This is a genomic window from Streptomyces sp. NPDC058664, from assembly GCF_042716635.1.
Classification (GTDB): Bacteria; Actinomycetota; Actinomycetes; order Streptomycetales; family Streptomycetaceae; genus Streptomyces.
In genome coordinates this window covers 96,261-112,519 of record NZ_JBHXRW010000027.1, presented here as the reverse complement: position 1 = coordinate 112,519, position 16,259 = coordinate 96,261, and the positions used below count along the sequence as shown (strand labels likewise).

The window sequence follows — 16,259 nt, the reverse complement described above, 5'->3', positions numbered from 1 at the left end:
AGGGTGACGAGGGTGTTGCCGTTGCGGTCGACGACGGCGACGGAGACGCGCTGGTTCTCCTTCTCGGCGGCGTCCAGGGTCGCCCGCGCGGCCTTGGTGGCGGCCTCGATCGTCAGGTGCGTCGACTGCTGGAGGTTGGCGTTGCCGGCGTCGGCACGGACCACGGCGGCGGGGGCGGCGGCCGGGGCGGAGGCGTTCGCGGAGACCGCGCCGAAGGTACCGGCGGCGATGACGGCGGCGGCGGTGGCACCGAAGAGGATCTTCTTCATGGGGGACTCCGTGAGGGTGAGGTGAGGCGAGAGGTCGGCCGAGCGGTGGGGCGGCTCGTCCGCCTCGTTCGCTCCGAGATCCATCCTGTGGCCGGAACCCGGGCCATTCGGTCCACGGTCCGGCTGCCCTGCTCGCGCACACTGGAGGACGGCTGGGTCAGCCGATCGGCTGATGCCGCCGTGGTCCCTCCGGGCCAGGATGGACAGATATCCCCAGGTCACAGGGCCACAAGGGACACAAGGGCCACACGGCGGGAAGGCGGGAACGTGACACGGCCGAAGGCACAGAACGGCAGGCACGCGGTCCGCCCCGCGGAGACCGAGCCGGACCCCGACGCCTCCTGGCTGGCGCGGGTCATGCACATCGCCTTCTTCCTCCTCCTCGGCGCCTCCCTCGCCCGCTTCCTGCTGCGCCACCCCTGGGAGGACCGCAGCCCCTGGATCGTCGCCCTCTCCGGCGCCCTCGCCTCGCTCTACCTCCTCGGCCCCGTCGTCGGCACCCGCGCCGCGCCCCGCCGGATCGCCTGGCTGGGCACGGTCGTCGCGGTCTGGATCCTCCTCGTCGTCCTCGCGCCCAGCTTCGCCTGGTGCGCGGTGCCGCTCTTCTACACGGGCCTTCGCACCCTCCCGGCGCGCGCCGCCCTCGGCCTGGTCACGCTGCTCACCGCGTTCGTGGTGTTCGCGCAGGTCCAGCTCGCCCACGGCGGCTGGGACCCGAACCTGATCGTCGCGCCGCCGGCCGTCGCCGCCATCGCCACCGGGGTCTTCGTGTACTCCGACCGGCAGGCGGCACGTCAGCGGGCGCTCATCGACGACCTGATCCGCACCCGGCGCGAGCTCGCCGCGATCGAGCGCCGCGAGGGCACCCTCGCCGAGCGCCAGCGGCTCTCCATGGAGATCCACGACAGTCTGGCGCAGGGTCTGTCGAGCCAGCAGATGCTGCTCCAGGCGGCCGACCGCACCTGGGACAGCGATCCGGCGACCGCCCGCCGCCATGTCCGTACCGCCGAGTCCATCGCCGAACGCAACCTCGCCGAGGCCCGTCGTTTCGTGCACGACCTCGCGCCCGCCGACCTCGCCGAGGGCGGCGGCCTCGAAGAGGCCCTGCGAGGCCTCGCCACCCGCGAGTCGGCGGCCTTCCGGGTCGACGGGGCCGCGGTGCCCCTGCCCGAACGAGTGCAGTCGGCGCTCCTCCGGATCGCGCAGGGCGCCCTCGCGAACATCCGCGAACACGCCGCCGCCGACTCCGCCGCCCTGACCCTGACGTACCTCGACGACCAGGTGGTCCTGGACATCGCCGACGACGGCCGCGGCTTCGACCCCGTCGAGAAGCCCGGCGGGGTACGCGGCCACGGACTGCCCGCGATGCGCGTGCGGGCCCAGCAGCTCGGCGGCACCCTGACGGTCGAGTCCACCCCGGGCGAGGGCACGGTGCTCTCGGCCGCGATCCCGCTCTCCCTGGAGTCGTGATGTCCGTACGGATCCTCCTCTGCGACGACCACGTCGTCGTCCGCGCCGGGCTGCTCGCCCTGCTCGGCAGCACGCCCGACATCGAGGTGGTCGGCGAGGCCGGCAGCGGTGAGGAGGCCGTCGCCATGGCCGCGAAGCTGAAGCCCGACGTCGTCCTGATGGACCTCCAGCTCGGGGCGGGCATCGACGGCGTGGAGGCGACCCGCCGGATCGCGCCCACCGGCGTCCACGTCCTCGTCCTCACCACGTACGACACGGACGCCGACATCACGCGGGCGATCGAGGCGGGCGCCACCGGCTACCTCCTGAAGGCCGAACGGCCCGAGGAGCTGTTCGCCGCCATCCACTCGGCCGCCCAGGGCCGCACCGCGCTGTCCCCGCCGGTCGCCAGCCGGGTCATGGACCGGATGCGGGGCGCGGCGGGGCCGAGCCTCACCGACCGGGAGCGGGACATCCTCGGCCAGCTCGGGCGGGGTCTCGGCAACCGCGAGATCGCGCGGGCCCTGTTCATCAGCGAGGCGACGGTGAAGACGCACCTCGGCCGCATCTACGCGAAGCTCGGCGTCGACACGCGCGCGGGCGCGGTCGCGGTGGCGAAGGAACGGCGCCTGCTGCCGTAGGCCGACTTCCCGCCCCGACCGCACCACCACTGCTACTGTGCGCTACCGTCCGACCGCACGGTGTCACGCCCGGTTCCCTCCGGGCTCGTCTCAGTGGAGCGCACGTGAAGCTCGCGATCGTCGGCGGCGGACCCGCCGGCCTCTACCTCTCGATCCTGCTGAAGCGGCAGGACCCGTCCCACGACATCACCGTGTACGAGCGGAACCCGGCGGGCTCCACGTACGGCTGGGGCGTGACGTACTGGGCCGGGCTCCTGGACAAGCTGCGCGCGGGCGATCCCGTGTCCGCGGCGGCCGTCGAGGACGCCTCCGTGACCTGGACCGACGGGGTCGCGATCGTCCGCGACGAGCGGACCGTCCACCGCGGCGACGCCGGCTTCGGCATCGGGCGGCGCCGGATGCTGACGCTGCTCGCCGACCGGGCCCGGGAACTCGGCGTACGGGTCGAGTTCGAGCACGACGTCCCCGGCGCGGACGCCCCCGAACTGGCCGGCGCCGACCTGGTCGTCGCCGCCGACGGCGTGCACAGCGTGCTCCGCGAGGCACACGCCGACCACTTCGGCAGCGAGGTCACCAACGGCCGCAACCAGTACATCTGGCTCGGCACCACCAAGGTCTTCGACTCCTTCAGCTTCGCCTTCAAGGAGACCGAGCACGGCTGGATCTGGTGCTACGCCTACGGGTTCAGCGGCGAGCGCTCGACCTGTGTCGTCGAGTGCTCCCCGGAGACGTGGACGGGCCTCGGCCTCGACACGCGCGGCGAGGCCGACAGCCTGCACCTCCTGGAGAAGCTGTTCCACGACCTCCTCGACGGGCACGAGCTGATCGGCCGGGACCGGGCCGACGCCGCCGCCCAGTGGCTCACCTTCCGCACCCTCACCAACCGGGTCTGGCACCGCGGCAACCTGGTCCTCCTCGGCGACGCCGCCCACACCACCCACTACTCGATCGGCGCGGGCACCACCCTGGCCCTGGAGGACGCGCTCGCCCTCGCGGACGCCCTGCGGTCGGCGACGGACCTCGACACGGCCCTCACCACGTACGGGAAGCGGCGCCGCGCCGAACTCGTCTCCGCGCAGAGCGCGGCCCGCTACAGCGCCCAGTGGTACGAGAACCTCCCCCGCTACATGTGCCTGGAGCCGGCCCGGATGTTCGCGCTCCTGGGCCAGCGCCACTCGCCGCTGCTCCCGCACATCCCGCCGCAGCTGTACTACCGGATCGACCGCGCGGCCGGGCAGCTGGAACCACTGCGCCGCCTCAAGCGCTGGCTGGGCCCCCGCGTGGCCCGAGCGGTCCACGGCCGCCGCTGACCCTCGAGCCGGGCACGCCCCGCCCGGCCCCTCGGAACCACGTCCGGGCAGAGGCTCGTCCGGACGCGGTCATCGCACGCACGCCGGGACCGTCCGACCCTGGTCGTCGCGTGTGAACCGCGGCCAGGGGCGTGACACCATCGGTTCCGTGCTCGACATCGGCTACTCCCTCTCGCGTCGCTTCCCCGACCCGCCGCAGACCGACTACCGCCACGCGGACGTCCACGCCCTGCGCCACGACCTGTTCTGCGGGGACGTGTACCTCGCCGACACCAAGGCGGACCGCGAGGTGTCCACAGCCTGGGGATGGGTGCCGGTGCTCGACTTCGCGTGGGCCCTGTGCGACATCGTCGAGCAGCTCGACCAGGACCCGCGCGGCAACCGCGCCTCCCGGCCCCAGTACGCGGAGCTCGACTTCACCGAGTCCTCGGACCGGATGCTCTTCGAGCGCCGCTTCGGCTGGGTGGACGTCGAGGCCGACTGGATGCCGGGCGACGAGCCGCCCCTCACCTTCAGCCACTCGCTCCTGCGCCGCGAGGCCCGCGACTTCCTGCACGACCTGATCGCCGACCTCACCGACATGCACGAGGGCCTCGCCGACAATCCGGCCATCTGGTCCCTCCAGGCTCGCTTCCCCCGCCTGCCGTAGGCCCCCAGGGCCTGCCGCGGGGCGGGTGCCGGGCGTCACCCCTCCACCCGCACCCCCAGCCGCGCCGCGAGCACCGGCGCGAGGTCGAGGAGCTGCGCCGTCGAGATCACGGCCCCCGCCAGCGACTCCACCCCGCGCTCGATCCCGAGCCGCTGGACCCCTCGCAGGTCCACGTCCTTGAGGCGCGCCCCGCTGAAGTCGACCCCCGTCAGGACACAGTCCACGAACTCCACCCGTTCGAGCACCGCGCCCCCGAAGTCGAGCTCGCTCAGCACACACCCCTCGAAGACGACGTCCTTCAGCTTCGCCGCCCGCAGGTTCAGGTAGTCGCTCTTGCCTCCCCGCACCACGACTCTCTCCAGCACCGCCCCGTGCAACTGCGTCCCGCCGAGCCGCGCGTCCACCACCTCCACGTCCCGCAGCTGCGCCCCGGCCAGGACCGTTCCCACCCCCCGTACGCCCGTCAGCACCGAGTCGAGGAACCGGGCCCCCGACAGGCGCGCCTCGTCGAGCCCGCACTCGCGCAGCGCGCAGTCCAGGAACCGCGCGCCCTCCCCCGACTGCCCCGCCAGGTCGAGCCCGGCCAGTTCGAGCCCGTCGTAGTCCCCGTCCGGCTCGAGCCCGCCCTCGTACGCCCGCAGCGGCGGAAGCCGCACCTCCGGCCGCCGCGCCCCCGCCACGGCCGCCTTCTTCTTCCGAGTCGTCGCCATGTCCTCATGGTGAGGTACGCCACTGACAACGCCCCCGATGTCACGAACGCACCCCCGTCTCCCGTCCCCCGTACAAGGCCGGTCGCGCGACCGGCGCGACCGAGACGGACGTACGGGAGACGGACATGCGGAAGCTCACGATCATCGGCGGCGGCTTCGCCGGACTGACCGCGGCCATCACCGCCGCCGAGGCCGGCCTCAGGGTGACCGTGCACGAGGCCCACCGGACCCCGGGCGGCCGGGCCCGTACGGCCGAGGGCACGTACCGCACGAACGAGGGCCCGCACGCGCTCTACGCCGGCGGCCCCCACTGGACCTGGCTCGAGCAGCGCGGTCTCCTCGGCCCGCTCGCGCCGCTGCCGGCCGCCGAGGGCCTCCGGTTCCGCTTCCACCGCGCCGGCGCCCTGCGCCGCACCCCGCCGCTCGGCTTCCTGCGCCAGACCCTCCGTACCGCCGAGAAGGCCCCGGTGGACCTCGACTTCCACACCTGGGCCTCCGGCCTCGCGGGCGAGCGGACCGCGCGCGTGGCCGCCGCGTACGCCGGGGTCGCGCTCTTCCACCACGACCCCGGCGCGCTCTCCGCCCGCTTCGTCCAGGAGCGGCTGCACCGGGCCGCCGCCCTGCCGCCCGAGGCGCACTACGTGCGGGGCGGCTGGGGCCGGCTGATCGAGCGGATGGTCGCGCGCGCGTGGGAGACGGGCGTACGGATCGAGACGTCGTCGCGCGTCGAGGACCTTCCGGTGGGCGAGGGGCCGGTGATCGTCGCCACCTCCCTGCCGGCCGCCGCCCGGCTCCTCGGCGACCCGTCGCTGACCTGGGAGAGCGGCCGCACGCTCCTGCTCGACCTGGCGCTGCGCGGCCGGAAGGGGGACCCGTTCGTGATCTCCGACCTGGACGCGCCCGGCTGGATCGAGCGGTTCACGGCCCAGGACCCGACGCTCGCCCCGGCCGGGGAACAGCTGATCCAGGCCCAGCTGCCCATCGGCCCCGGAGCGACCAGGGCGGACGGCGTGGCCCATGCCGAACGCCTCCTCGACCTCGGCTTCCCCGGCTGGCGCGAACGGACGGTGTGGCGGCGGGAGTCCGTGTCCCAGGGGCGTACGGGAGCGGTCGACCGGCCCGGCACGACCTGGCGCGACCGGCCGGCCGTCGACCGGGGCGACGGCGTGTACCTGGTGGGCGACCAGGTGGCGGCGCCGGGCGTGCTGTCGGAGGTGTCGTTCACGAGCGCGGTCGAGGCGGTGTCCCTGGCCCTGCGCGCGAACCGCCCCGCCCTGAAGCGCGCCTGAACCCACCTGAACGCGCCTGAAGAAAAACACGCCTTGACCTCAAGCATGCTTGAGGTCAGAGGCTTACCCCGTCGCCACCGCCACCCGGCACCCGACACCCGGCCATCCGTACTACGACGACAGGGGACCCCTCATGCACGCCATCCGCCTCCACGCCTTCGGCCCCGCCGAGAACCTCACGTACGAGGAGACGCCCGACCCCGTCCCGGGTCCCGGCCAGGTCCGCATCCGGGTCGCGGCGGCCGGCGTGCACCTGCTCGACACCGCGCTCCGCCAGGGGATGACCGGCCCCTTCCCGGCACCCGCCGCGCTCCCCACCGTCCCCGGTCGCGAGGTCGCCGGCACCGTCGACGCCCTCGGCGACGGCACCGACCCGGCCTGGCTCGGCAAGCGGGTCGTCGCCCACCTCGGCATGGTCCCCGGCGGGTACGCCGAACTCGCCGTCACCGACGCCGCCCGCCTCCACGCCCTGCCCGACCACCTCGGCGAGGCGGAGGCCGTCGCCATGATCGGCACCGGCCGTACCACCCTGGGCATCCTCCAGTTCACCGAACTCGGCCCCGACTCGGTCGCGATCGTCCCGGCCGCCGCCGGCGGCATCGGCACCCTGCTCGTCCAGTACGCCAAGAACGCCGGCGCCACCGTCATCGGCCTCGCGGGCGGCCCCGCGAAGGTCGCCCTCGTCCAGGCGAACGGCGCCGACCTGGCCGTCGACTACAAGGAGCCCGACTGGCCGGAGAAGGTCCGCGCGTACCTGGGCGGGCGCACCGCCACCGTCGTCTACGACTCGGTCGGCGGCGACACCGGCCGTACCGCCGTCGACCTCCTCGGCGAGGGCGGGCAGCACGTCGTCTTCGGCTGGTCCGGCGCCGGTCTCCACGACGGCGAACCGCTCACCTTCACGCCGGAGGAACTCGCCGCCCGCGGCATCACCTCGGAGTCCGTCCTCGGCCCCGTCATGATCCAGAAGGCGGGCGGCGACGTCCGCAACCTCGAACTCGCCGCCCTCGAAGCCGCGGCCACCGGCGCCCTCCGCCCCGCGGTCCACCGCTTCCCCCTCGCGGACGCGGCGGGCGCCCACCGCGCCCTGGAGACCAGGGGCACGACGGGCAAGGTGGTCCTGGTGCCGTGAGGCCCGGCCTTCCTTCGGGAGGTCAGACCCCGACCACGTCCCAGGAGTGCGCCTTGAACTCCTTCAGGAAGTCGGGGTGGTCCTCCCACATCCGGGCGATGGAACGCAGCACGTCCCAGTTCTGCTCGAGCGCCTGGTCCACGACCTGGCGCAGCTCCGGCGCCGACTCCCGCTTCTCGACGAGGCCGCTGACGGCCGCCGCCGCCTGGACGGTGTAGCGCGTGGCACGCAGGGCCCGGGAGGTGTCGTCCATCCCGAACCCGTGGTCGCTCCCGTTCGCCGGGTCGAAGAGCGGCGTCAGCCGCGCCTCGATGAAGGCCGTGATCCGCTGGAACCGCTGCTCGACGCCCGCGACCGTGTCCGTACCCATGCCCGTACCCATGTCCCTGTTCGTGTCCGTATCCATGGGCCCTTTCCTACACCCCGCCCGCGCCCAGCTCCGCCAGCGCCCCGTCCGTCAGGCGGTAGACCGTCCACTCGTCCTGCGGGCGGGCGCCGAGGGACTCGTAGAAGTCGATCGACGGCGTGTTCCAGTTCAGTACGGACCACTCCAGCCGCTCGTAACCGCGCTCGACGCAGATCCGGGCCAGTTCGCGCAGCAGCGCCTTGCCGTGGCCGCCGCCCCTGGCCTCCGGACGGACGTAGAGGTCCTCCAGGTAGATGCCGTGCACACCGCGCCAGGTGGAGAAGTTGAGGAACCAGAGCGCGAAGCCGACGGCCTCACCGGCCTCGTCCGTCGCGAGGTGCGCGAAGGCGGCGGGCCGGTCGCCGAAGAGGGCCTCGTGAAGCTGCTCGGGGGTCGTACGGACCTCGTGGAGGGCCTTCTCGTACTCCGCGAGGTCGCGGATCAGGGCGTGGATGACGGGAACGTCGGCGGGAGTGGCGGTACGAATCATGGGGCAAGCCTGCCAAGGAAGGAGGCGCCCTGACGAACGACTCCGTCACACCCGCCCCCTCACCCCCGCCTCCCCTCGCGCCCGCCCCTCACGCCCTCCCCTTCAGCAGGATCCGCGCGACCGCCACCTGCTCGTCGTCCAGGCCCGGTTCGCCGTCCTCGACGTCCCACAGGCCGTTCTGCAGGACCCGGCCCAGCGTCCACGCCACCGCCCGCCCCCGGTCGCCGACGACCTCGGCGAGCAGGTCGAACCGCCACAGGACGTCGTCCGGATCGAAGCGGTCCATCAGCGCCGGCAGCAGCTCGAAGCCCGGGTCGCCCGCGAGCGGCTTCGGGTCGATCACCAGCCATGGTTCGCGCCCGCCGGCCAGGACGTTCCCGAAGTGCAGGTCCCAGTGCAGCAGCCGGTCGCCCGGGTCGCCCGCCACTTCCCGTACCGCCGCCGCGCAGTCCCGCAGCACCGCCGCGTCCTCCGCGCCGAGGCGTACGACCGCGTCCGGGACCCCGGCGAGCATCCGGGCCGCGATGTCGCCGAGTCCCCGCAGTCCTTCCGGCGCGGGAAAGGCCGCCAGTCGCGCGAGCAGCCCCGCGACGACGTCCATCGCCTCCCGGGTGTCGGCGAGGGAGGTCAGCGGCCGGGTCTCGTCGAGCCGCTCCAGGAGCATCGTGCCGGTCCCCGGGTCGTGGTCGAGGAGCCGTACCGCGCCGTCCCCGTCCCAGACGCGCAGGCCGACCGGTTCGCCCTCCGTCTCCTCGTCGAGGAGCTGCGTCTTCAGTGCGGCCGGCGTGCCGTCCGTCACGCGTTCGACGGGCAGGACCAGGGAGGCGACCCCGTGCATCGAAGGGCCCGTGACCCGCAGCCCCCACCGGTCGAGGAACTCCTCGACGAGACCCGGCAGCGCGGCGACGAACGCCCGCCCGGCCTCCCCGTTGCACTTCGCCTGCGACGCCGCCAGTTCCTCCGGGACATGAACCATCCCCCTACCCTAGGGACCCACGCACCCTCCGACCTGGGCCGGCCCCCACCGGGGGACCGCCGCCGAAGCCCCCGTATCCAGGGAGCCGGGGCCCCGGGTAACCTCCCGCCCACGCACCCGGAAGAGGGATACACATGAGTACGGTCAACGGCGGCATCTCGTTCTGGTACGCGCAGGACGGCGCTCCCGCTCCCCGCGAACCGCTCCCCGGCGACATCACCGCCGACGTCTGCATCGTCGGCGGCGGCTACACCGGCCTGTGGACCGCCTACTACCTCAAGAAGGCCGTCCCCTTCCTCAACATCACCGTCCTCGAGGCGAAGTTCTGCGGGTACGGCGCCTCCGGACGCAACGGCGGCTGGCTCTACAACGGCATCGCCGGCCGCGGCCGCTATGCCGAGCTGCACGGCCACGACGCCGCCGTCCGCCTCCAGCAGGCCATGAACGCCACCGTCGGCGAGGTCGTCGACGTCTGCGAGCAGGAGAAGATCGACGCCGACATCCACCGGGGCGGCGTCCTCGAAGTGGCCCTCTCCCCCGCCCAGTTCGCCCGCCTGAAGGACTTCCACGCGACCGAGATCGCGTTCGGCGAGACCGACCGGGAGATGTACGGGGCCCGCGAGACCGCCGACCGCGTCCGCGTCACCGGCGCCGTCGGCTCCTCCTGGACCCCGCACGGCGCCCGCCTCCACCCGGTGAAGCTGGTCAAGGGCCTCGCGGCCGCGGTCGAGGCGCTCGGCGTCACGATCCACGAGTCGACCCCGGTCACCGAGATCAAGCCGAAGCACGCGGTCACCCCCTACGGCACGGTCCGCGCCCCGTACGTGCTGCGCTGCACCGAGGGCTTCACCGCCTCCCTCGCGGGCCAGCGCCGCACCTGGCTCCCCATGAACTCCTCGATGATCGCCACCGAACCCCTTGACGACGCCCAGTGGGAGTCCATCGGCTGGGACGGCCGGGAGACCCTCGGCGACATGGCCCACGCGTACATGTACGCCCAGCGCACCGCCGACGGCCGTATCGCGCTCGGCGGCCGGGGAGTCCCGTACCGCTTCGGCTCGAAGACGGACAACGACGGCCGCACGCAGCCGCAGACGATCGAGGCGCTCCGCGACATCCTGGTCCGCTTCTTCCCCCAGCTGGCGGGGGTACGGGTGGAACACGCCTGGTCCGGTGTCCTCGGCGTCCCGCGCGACTGGTGCGCCACGGTCACCCTCGACCGCTCGACGGGCCTGGGCTGGGCGGGCGGTTACGTCGGCTCGGGCGTGGCCACGGCCAACCTCGCGGCCCGCACGCTGCGCGACCTCATCAAGGAGGACTCGGGCCAGTCGGGCCCCACCGACCTCACGGCCCTCCCGTGGGTGAACCACAAGGTCCGCAAGTGGGAACCGGAGCCGCTGCGCTGGCTCGGGGTACAGACGATGTACGCGGCGTTCCGGGGGGCGGACGCCCGCGAGGCGACGGGCCGCACGGCGACGACGGACCGGGTGGCGGTCATGGCGAACCGCTTGAGCGGCCGCTGAGGCAGAGCGGGAAGGGCCGCTGAGGCAGGACGGGAGGGGGGTGAAACGCCCTCTCCCCTCACCCGCCAGCCCCCTGTCCCCCTCACCCGCCCATTCACTCCACCTGGATGCCGAAGTCCCCGACGAGCTCCTCGAGCCCGCCCCGGTACCCCTTCCCACCGAGGACGAAGTCCCAGTCACCCCCGGCGCGCCGCCGGAAGGAGCCGAGGACGAGCGCCGTCTCGCCGGGCCGCCCGTCCGAGACGACGAGCCGGTCGAGTTCGGCCCCGGAGTCGTCCCGCAGCCGGATGCCGGCGTCCGTGAACCCGCCGAGGTCGGCGTCCGGGTTCACCTCGGGATCGACAGCGGCCACGAGGACCAGGCGGTCGGCCCGCGCGGGCAGCGCGTCGAACCCGACCCGTACCGCGGCCCGGTCGCCGGGCGCGGCGGCGACCATCGACACGGAACCGTCGGGTGTGGCGGGGTTGTTGAAGAAGACGAACCACTCGTCGCCGAGGACGCGGTTGCCCGCGCAGACCAGCGCGCACACGTCGAGCGCGGCCGAGCCGGACCACATCATGCCGAGCAGGTTGAAGTCGGCGTCGGCCTCGACGGGGGTGTCCACGGCGGCGGCCCGCGCCGTGCCGGTTCCGGGCCCCAACCGCCCCCGGAGGCCGTGCTGGTGGAGCAGGTCGACGAGTTCGGTCCCGGAGATGAGCGTCAGGGGCTTGCCGTTGGCGAAGGTGTACGAGCCGGGTCCGAACTTGGAGGTGGTGACGAGGACGCCCTTGTTCGCGCCGGCGCCCTGCACGGTCCCGAAGAGATCGCGCACGGCCGACGGGGGAACGGTGTTCCGGTACCGCTTGACCTGGACGAGGATCGACCCGCCGCTGATGGGATCGGGATCGAGGGCTTCGACGTCCACGCCACCGTCGTTGGACCGGGTCGTGGTGACGGCCTGGAGTCCACGGGCCCGGAACAGCTCGGCGACGAGCCCCTCGAAGGCGACGGGATCCATGGCGAGCAGATCGGGCTCCTCGCCGTCTCCCTGCACGACGACGTCGGTCCCCGCGCGTTCGGGAGTCAGCAGCGGCGCGACGGCCACGCGCTCGTCGGGCTTGGCGGAGAGCCGCCCGGAAAGGGCGCCGGTGAGGCACTCCACGGCCGCGACGAGCTCCAGGTTGAGCCGGTCGAAGACGCTCCGCTCCACGACCACGGAGGCCAGGCACACCCGCGCCGCCAGGCCGGTGGCGGGATCGACGCCGTCCACGTACCCGTTGAGGGCGACCCTCTCCAGCACGCCGAAGCGGTCCGCCGCGAACAGTTCCCGCACCGCGAGCAGGACGCTCTGGGCGAGGACGTCACGGTAGAGCGCCCGGCGCCGCGTCACGGGCCGGGGGACTTCCTTCTCCTGGTCGGTACCGGGCAGGTACTTGACGCCCTTGGCCTCGGGCACGACCTCGAACCCGGGCAGGCCCCAGTCGAGTACGAGCCCGCGCCCGCCGCGCTCGTACGCGGCGGACACCTCCCGGGGAAACCCCTCCGGCCAGGCGGTGGAGGCGAAGAGGACGGCGGAGAAGTACTCGACGACGGTCTCGGACTGTCCGGCCCTGAGGGCGTCGACGGTCCCGGCGACGCCGCTGTTGTGCGCGCGCACCTCGGCGAGCCGACCCGCGGCCCAGGTGTCGTACTCCCTCCGGTACGCGGCCAGTTGCTCGACCCGCCGGGCCTCGGCGGCCTGGGCGGCGTACCAGTCCCGCTCGAACCGGGCACGCGCGTCCCGCTCGGCCTGCGCCCGGCCGGAGGCGGTCCAGGCCGATCCCTGCGGCTGGTAGAACCGCTGGTCGGGCATGGGGACGGGTTCGCCGAGGGGCCCGGGCGAGAACGGCTCGACGTCCTCCCCCCGCCGCAGGGACTCCACGCGGAAGGCGGGAGCCCGGCACCCGGTCGCGAGGAGCGACTGGAGCAGGGCGACCCGCTGGTCGAGCTCCTGGGTCCGCCGCAAGGCGTCCGCGTCCCGCTGTTGCCGGTAGGCGGCCCGCTGCTCCCGCTGCATCCGGGCCACATCACGCTCGTACGCGCGCTGTGCCCGCTCCGCGTCCCGCCGCTGCCGCAGCACCGCCTGCCGCTGCCCCTCCCGCTGCCGCTGCGCCACCCGCTGCTGCTCGGCCCAGACACCGATCAGCCCCCCGGAACGCCGACTCATCCACCGCACCCCTCCCGCAGAACACCCCAACCACCTGTACACCCCCGTACCGAACAAGTGTCCCGGACCGGACCACCCCAGAACACCGAAACCCGAGACTCCACGGAACGGTGGGGCTCAGCGGCATCTCCCTGGTTCACCGCTTCTTCCGGAGCTTCCGCATCTTCGCTTCGGCTTCCTTCTTCTTCCGCTGCTCCACCCCGTACGCGGACCACGGTTTCTGGTGCTTGGCACGCCGTGAGCTTCCGTTGATCGCCCTGCTCCGGCACCGGCCACCGCTCTGTGTCGGAGCGCCGCACTTCGGCTGCGTCATACCGTCCCCTTCCGCCTCCGGGCGTTCGTCGGCATCGCGGCAGCCCTGATCGGCTACCGCCGGCTGATCCGGTGAGCCAGTCGGTCGGGAGCAGAAGTCCGCCGACACCGGTGGGCGAGATGCCGGGCGGGATGCGGACGGCCAGGCGGTGCAAGGGGTCAACCCGCCGAGCTCTCGGCCGCATCAGGCACGGGGAAGGACCAGTCCTCCTCCGTCGTGAACTTCGTCCTTGTTCGATTCGCCCCACGGAGGTTCGCGCCGGCGAGGTTCGCGTGTGTCAGGTCGGCATCGGTGAGGTTCGCGCCCCGGAGGTCGGCTCCCGCTAGGTCGGCACCTTTGAGGTTTGCACGGGTGAGATTGGCCCGAGTGAGGTTCGCGCCCGTGAGACGGGCATCGTCGAGTTCTGCACCGGTGATGTCCGCCCTGCGGAGGTCGGAGCGCATCAGACGGGTTCCCGACAGAGTCGATTCGCTCAGATTCACCCCCCTGAGCTGCGAGTCTGCCAGATCCGCACTGATGAGCGAGGCATGGACGAGACGCGCCTCGGACAGGTTCGCATGGGGCCAGACGGCGAACCTGAGATCCGCGTACGCAAGGTCAGCGCCCACGAGATGCGGGTGGTTCAGGCGCACGCCCCGGAGATCGGAGGACTGCAGGTCGACCAGCGCATTCGCGTCCGGTTCCGGATTCCGGCCGGCAAGCACGCTCACAGCCCCCTGGATGTCCGTGGGAGGCCTGAGACTGACGTCCGCGGGTGCCCCTTTCGGATCGGGAGCGTGCTCGCGCACATACGCCGACAAGACCGAGACGATGGTGGGATGGTCGCGGGTCGAATCCTGCATGATGCGCTGGAGTGCGTAGATACCGCCGAGGCGGACGTCAAGACTCTCGGACCCCAGGTGCTGGACTGCGACGTTGAACCGGTTCGTGATCTGACCGTGCTCCGCGAGCCGGATCTCTTCCTTGGTTTGCCCCACGGTGACCCACGTGAACAGCACAGCGGCAACCGCGGCCAGACCCGGCAGAGTCGACACAGCCAGTCCGAGCCACTGCACGCGTTCCCTCGTACCGCTGTCCGGGCTGGCACGCTCACCCGTCGACCGCCTGCCTCGACCGGCACCACCCCGCTGCGCGGTTCGGCGTAGGCGTCGAAGGCTGAAGTTCTCCGTCACGCTCCCATGACAACCCAGGGGTGAACCGACCACACGCCGGTACGCCCGAATGCCTCACGTCCGCAGCCCAGGTGAACCGGCGCCCGGGGCGGGCGACGGGCGCGGAGAATCAGGTCCTGGTCGGCTGGATCGGTCATCGTCCGGCCCGTGTCCTGTCGGACGGTCGGAACGCTACGAGAGTGCTCTGTGTGTGCCAAATGCTTACGCGCCGCTCTTTTCCCTGCCAAACTCAGCGCCAGGCCTCGCAGCTGACGCCTCATCACCTCGACGGGCGCAGTCTTGGGGCAGGACTGGGGGGCTAGGCCATGTCGTATCCCGTAGAGCGCCCAAAGGGCAAGGCTTATACGCCTCCGGCGCGTGACATACGGAGGGGCACGTCCCACTGCCAGAAGTGCGGATTGAGGTTGCCCAGGGACACGCGGGGCCGAATGGGACAGTGCCCCTGCGTGGACACGAAGTAGAGAGCATCGCGGCAGCGATGTCACCGTAGGTTCCAACCCCACACCCACCGCGGATGAACGGCCCCTGACCGGGATCGAGGTCGGGGGCCGCCGGCTTGCCCAAGCGCTGCGATCGCCCGGTGTCCCTGCGGGTGGTTCCACCGATCGTTCCTGCCCACCATCACCCACCTCCCTGCCGCACCTCCAGCGCCGCCCGTCCCCGACTCCCGTCCCGCCTGCCGGCGCCCCACGCGTGCGGGCCACGGGCCATAGAGGCGCTCGGCGCACCGCGAACCGCCCGTGATCGCCCCGCTCCGGCAGCGGTGACTCCGCACACGCGTTGCGGCGTCACCCATCGAGGGACGTTCCGTCGCTCTGTGAACTCACCTGATTACCTAAGGCTATGATCGCGGGCGCTGCCGCAGCCTCGCGGCGGCCCGAGAGAGGGGCATCCGCATGGCCATCATCGTCACCTTCGACTTCCCTGACGCCGGGCAGGAGCTTTACGACACGGTCATCGAGCGGGTGACCGACGGGCAGGGCTTCACCCGGTTCGCAGACCTGCCGAACCCAGGTCTCGTCTCTCACGCGGCGGGGCCGATCGACGGAGGGTTCCGCGTGACCGAGGTCTGGGAGAGCGTGGAGGCCCTCGAAAACCACGCGAAGGCCTTCGGTCCGATCCTGGCCGACCTCGGCCACGCCGACGTGCAGCCCACGATCATCCCGGCCCACAACGTCGTCGTCCGATAGGAACGGGTTCAGGCCGCGCCTGAACTCCACCGATTGATGTCATCCGTGGAGGCCATGCATGCCGAAGACCCCCGACCACGATCGGTCGGGGGTCTTCGCGTTTCCTACCTGGAGCCCCCTGTCGGGTTCGAACCGACGACCCCCGCTTTACAAGAGAGGGAGGGCTGGGTCGTACCTGACCTGCACGGATGCTGCGGGAGCTGATCGACGGCCCAAGGCCCGTCAATGCCCGTCGTTCCCCGCGGCTCCCCGCACGATCTGGCACGGGTGTGGCACGGCCCCGAACGCCGCCGTCTGTCAGCACCTGAGACAGTGTCCGCCTGCGCGCGGTCGGCTTCCGAGGTGTCTAGCCGCTGGCGACCTAAGGCCAAGCTCCAGCGCTACACGAATGTGTTCGACGCCCACAAGTTCTCTCGGCCCCTCTGACCGTAGCTCCAACTGGATCGACGGTATGCCGGCGCCGAGAGACGTCTTACGGATCACTGGCCTGCTGGCGAAGTAGGGAAGGCCGCCTGGCGAGCGGTACGCGACCCTGCTTTTCTCACTAGTGCCCTA

The 16,259-nt window shown here is 72.4% G+C and carries 16 protein-coding genes and 1 tRNA gene; 8 read left to right on the top strand and 9 right to left on the bottom strand.

Annotation, left to right across the window (positions count from 1 at the left end; translation table 11 throughout):
* Window positions 1-269 (bottom strand): heme-binding protein (locus ACFWUY_RS22790; RefSeq protein ID WP_384111704.1); only part of this gene is annotated, 269 nt, incomplete at its 3' end.
* A gap of 357 nt (window positions 270-626) precedes the next feature.
* On the opposite strand from ACFWUY_RS22790, the gene ACFWUY_RS22785 reads away from it, so the two are divergent.
* The 4 genes from ACFWUY_RS22785 to ACFWUY_RS22770 all read left to right on the top strand — a co-directional run bounded on the left by ACFWUY_RS22785 (window position 627) and on the right by ACFWUY_RS22770 (window position 4,318).
* Complete coding sequence (locus ACFWUY_RS22785; RefSeq protein WP_384111702.1) at window positions 627-1,739, top strand: sensor histidine kinase; 1,113 nt, start codon at window positions 627-629, stop codon at window positions 1,737-1,739.
* On the top strand, window positions 1,739-2,359 hold the full coding sequence (locus ACFWUY_RS22780) for a response regulator transcription factor (protein WP_015035223.1): 621 nt from the start codon (window positions 1,739-1,741) through the stop codon (window positions 2,357-2,359). The genes ACFWUY_RS22785 and ACFWUY_RS22780 overlap by 1 nt, the downstream gene beginning before the upstream one ends.
* Window positions 2,360-2,463: 104 nt before the next feature.
* Window positions 2,464-3,669, top strand: a complete 1,206-nt coding sequence (locus ACFWUY_RS22775) for an FAD-dependent monooxygenase (protein WP_384111687.1) — start codon at window positions 2,464-2,466, stop codon at window positions 3,667-3,669.
* 148 nt (window positions 3,670-3,817) lie between these two features.
* Window positions 3,818-4,318, top strand: a complete 501-nt coding sequence (locus tag ACFWUY_RS22770) for a hypothetical protein (RefSeq protein WP_384111685.1) — start codon at window positions 3,818-3,820, stop codon at window positions 4,316-4,318.
* A 35-nt stretch (window positions 4,319-4,353) separates the two neighbouring features.
* On the opposite strand, the gene ACFWUY_RS22765 is transcribed toward ACFWUY_RS22770, so the two are convergent.
* On the bottom strand, window positions 4,354-5,028 hold the full coding sequence (locus ACFWUY_RS22765; RefSeq protein ID WP_384111684.1) for a pentapeptide repeat-containing protein: 675 nt from the start codon (window positions 5,026-5,028) through the stop codon (window positions 4,354-4,356).
* Window positions 5,029-5,153: 125 nt separating this feature from the next.
* On the opposite strand from ACFWUY_RS22765, the gene ACFWUY_RS22760 reads away from it, so the two are divergent.
* Window positions 5,154-6,317: a phytoene desaturase family protein gene (locus ACFWUY_RS22760; RefSeq protein WP_384111679.1), complete on the top strand. Its 1,164-nt coding sequence runs from the start codon at window positions 5,154-5,156 to the stop codon at window positions 6,315-6,317.
* A 133-nt stretch (window positions 6,318-6,450) separates the two neighbouring features.
* Window positions 6,451-7,449 (top strand): zinc-binding dehydrogenase, encoded by a 999-nt coding sequence (locus ACFWUY_RS22755; protein ID WP_384111673.1) that lies wholly within the window; start codon window positions 6,451-6,453, stop codon window positions 7,447-7,449.
* Window positions 7,450-7,471: 22 nt separating this feature from the next.
* On the opposite strand, the gene ACFWUY_RS22750 is transcribed toward ACFWUY_RS22755, so the two are convergent.
* The 3 genes from ACFWUY_RS22750 to ACFWUY_RS22740 form a co-directional block, all read right to left on the bottom strand.
* Entirely contained in the window at window positions 7,472-7,855 is a 384-nt protein-coding gene (locus tag ACFWUY_RS22750; RefSeq protein WP_384111670.1) for a hypothetical protein, read from the bottom strand.
* Window positions 7,856-7,865: 10 nt separating this feature from the next.
* Window positions 7,866-8,345, bottom strand: a complete 480-nt coding sequence (locus ACFWUY_RS22745; protein WP_384111667.1) for a GNAT family N-acetyltransferase — start codon at window positions 8,343-8,345, stop codon at window positions 7,866-7,868.
* An 88-nt stretch (window positions 8,346-8,433) separates the two neighbouring features.
* Window positions 8,434-9,321 (bottom strand): aminoglycoside phosphotransferase family protein, encoded by an 888-nt coding sequence (locus tag ACFWUY_RS22740; protein ID WP_384111663.1) that lies wholly within the window; start codon window positions 9,319-9,321, stop codon window positions 8,434-8,436.
* A gap of 134 nt (window positions 9,322-9,455) precedes the next feature.
* On the opposite strand from ACFWUY_RS22740, the gene ACFWUY_RS22735 reads away from it, so the two are divergent.
* Window positions 9,456-10,844 carry an NAD(P)/FAD-dependent oxidoreductase gene (locus ACFWUY_RS22735; RefSeq protein ID WP_384111659.1) on the top strand — a complete coding sequence of 463 codons (1,389 nt, stop codon included), beginning with the start codon at window positions 9,456-9,458 and terminating at the stop codon, window positions 10,842-10,844.
* Window positions 10,845-10,938: 94 nt separating this feature from the next.
* Here ACFWUY_RS22735 and ACFWUY_RS22730 read toward each other — a convergent pair whose 3' ends face one another.
* The 3 genes from ACFWUY_RS22730 to ACFWUY_RS22720 all read right to left on the bottom strand — a co-directional run bounded on the left by ACFWUY_RS22730 (window position 10,939) and on the right by ACFWUY_RS22720 (window position 14,397).
* Entirely contained in the window at window positions 10,939-13,029 is a 2,091-nt protein-coding gene (locus ACFWUY_RS22730; RefSeq protein ID WP_384111656.1) for a restriction endonuclease, read from the bottom strand.
* A 136-nt stretch (window positions 13,030-13,165) separates the two neighbouring features.
* Window positions 13,166-13,342, bottom strand: a complete 177-nt coding sequence (locus ACFWUY_RS22725) for a hypothetical protein (protein ID WP_384111654.1) — start codon at window positions 13,340-13,342, stop codon at window positions 13,166-13,168.
* 158 nt (window positions 13,343-13,500) lie between these two features.
* Window positions 13,501-14,397 (bottom strand): pentapeptide repeat-containing protein, encoded by an 897-nt coding sequence (locus ACFWUY_RS22720; RefSeq protein WP_384111651.1) that lies wholly within the window; start codon window positions 14,395-14,397, stop codon window positions 13,501-13,503.
* Between the two features lie 1,013 nt (window positions 14,398-15,410).
* Between ACFWUY_RS22720 and ACFWUY_RS22715 the strand changes: the two genes are divergently transcribed.
* Complete coding sequence (locus ACFWUY_RS22715) at window positions 15,411-15,704, top strand: hypothetical protein (protein ID WP_384111648.1); 294 nt, start codon at window positions 15,411-15,413, stop codon at window positions 15,702-15,704.
* A gap of 109 nt (window positions 15,705-15,813) precedes the next feature.
* Here ACFWUY_RS22715 and ACFWUY_RS22710 read toward each other — a convergent pair.
* Window positions 15,814-15,886: transfer RNA gene (locus ACFWUY_RS22710), tRNA-Thr, on the bottom strand.
* Window positions 15,887-16,259: the final 373 nt, after the last annotated feature.

Excerpts from the sequence above, each read along its gene's own strand:
- ACFWUY_RS22730 (WP_384111656.1), bottom strand. The coding sequence starts at position 13,029 with ATGAGTCGGCGTTCCGGGGGGCTGATCGGTGTCTGGGCCGAGCAGCAG.
- ACFWUY_RS22755 (WP_384111673.1), top strand. The coding sequence starts at position 6,451 with ATGCACGCCATCCGCCTCCACGCCTTCGGCCCCGCCGAGAACCTCACG.
- ACFWUY_RS22785 (WP_384111702.1), top strand. The coding sequence starts at position 627 with ATGCACATCGCCTTCTTCCTCCTCCTCGGCGCCTCCCTCGCCCGCTTC.
- ACFWUY_RS22780 (WP_015035223.1), top strand. The coding sequence starts at position 1,739 with ATGTCCGTACGGATCCTCCTCTGCGACGACCACGTCGTCGTCCGCGCC.
- ACFWUY_RS22740 (WP_384111663.1), bottom strand. The coding sequence starts at position 9,321 with ATGGTTCATGTCCCGGAGGAACTGGCGGCGTCGCAGGCGAAGTGCAAC.
- ACFWUY_RS22765 (WP_384111684.1), bottom strand. The coding sequence starts at position 5,028 with ATGGCGACGACTCGGAAGAAGAAGGCGGCCGTGGCGGGGGCGCGGCGG.
- ACFWUY_RS22725 (WP_384111654.1), bottom strand. The coding sequence starts at position 13,342 with ATGACGCAGCCGAAGTGCGGCGCTCCGACACAGAGCGGTGGCCGGTGC.
- ACFWUY_RS22760 (WP_384111679.1), top strand. The coding sequence starts at position 5,154 with ATGCGGAAGCTCACGATCATCGGCGGCGGCTTCGCCGGACTGACCGCG.
- ACFWUY_RS22735 (WP_384111659.1), top strand. The coding sequence starts at position 9,456 with ATGAGTACGGTCAACGGCGGCATCTCGTTCTGGTACGCGCAGGACGGC.
- ACFWUY_RS22715 (WP_384111648.1), top strand. The coding sequence starts at position 15,411 with ATGGCCATCATCGTCACCTTCGACTTCCCTGACGCCGGGCAGGAGCTT.
- ACFWUY_RS22750 (WP_384111670.1), bottom strand. The coding sequence starts at position 7,855 with ATGGATACGGACACGAACAGGGACATGGGTACGGGCATGGGTACGGAC.
- ACFWUY_RS22745 (WP_384111667.1), bottom strand. The coding sequence starts at position 8,345 with ATGATTCGTACCGCCACTCCCGCCGACGTTCCCGTCATCCACGCCCTG.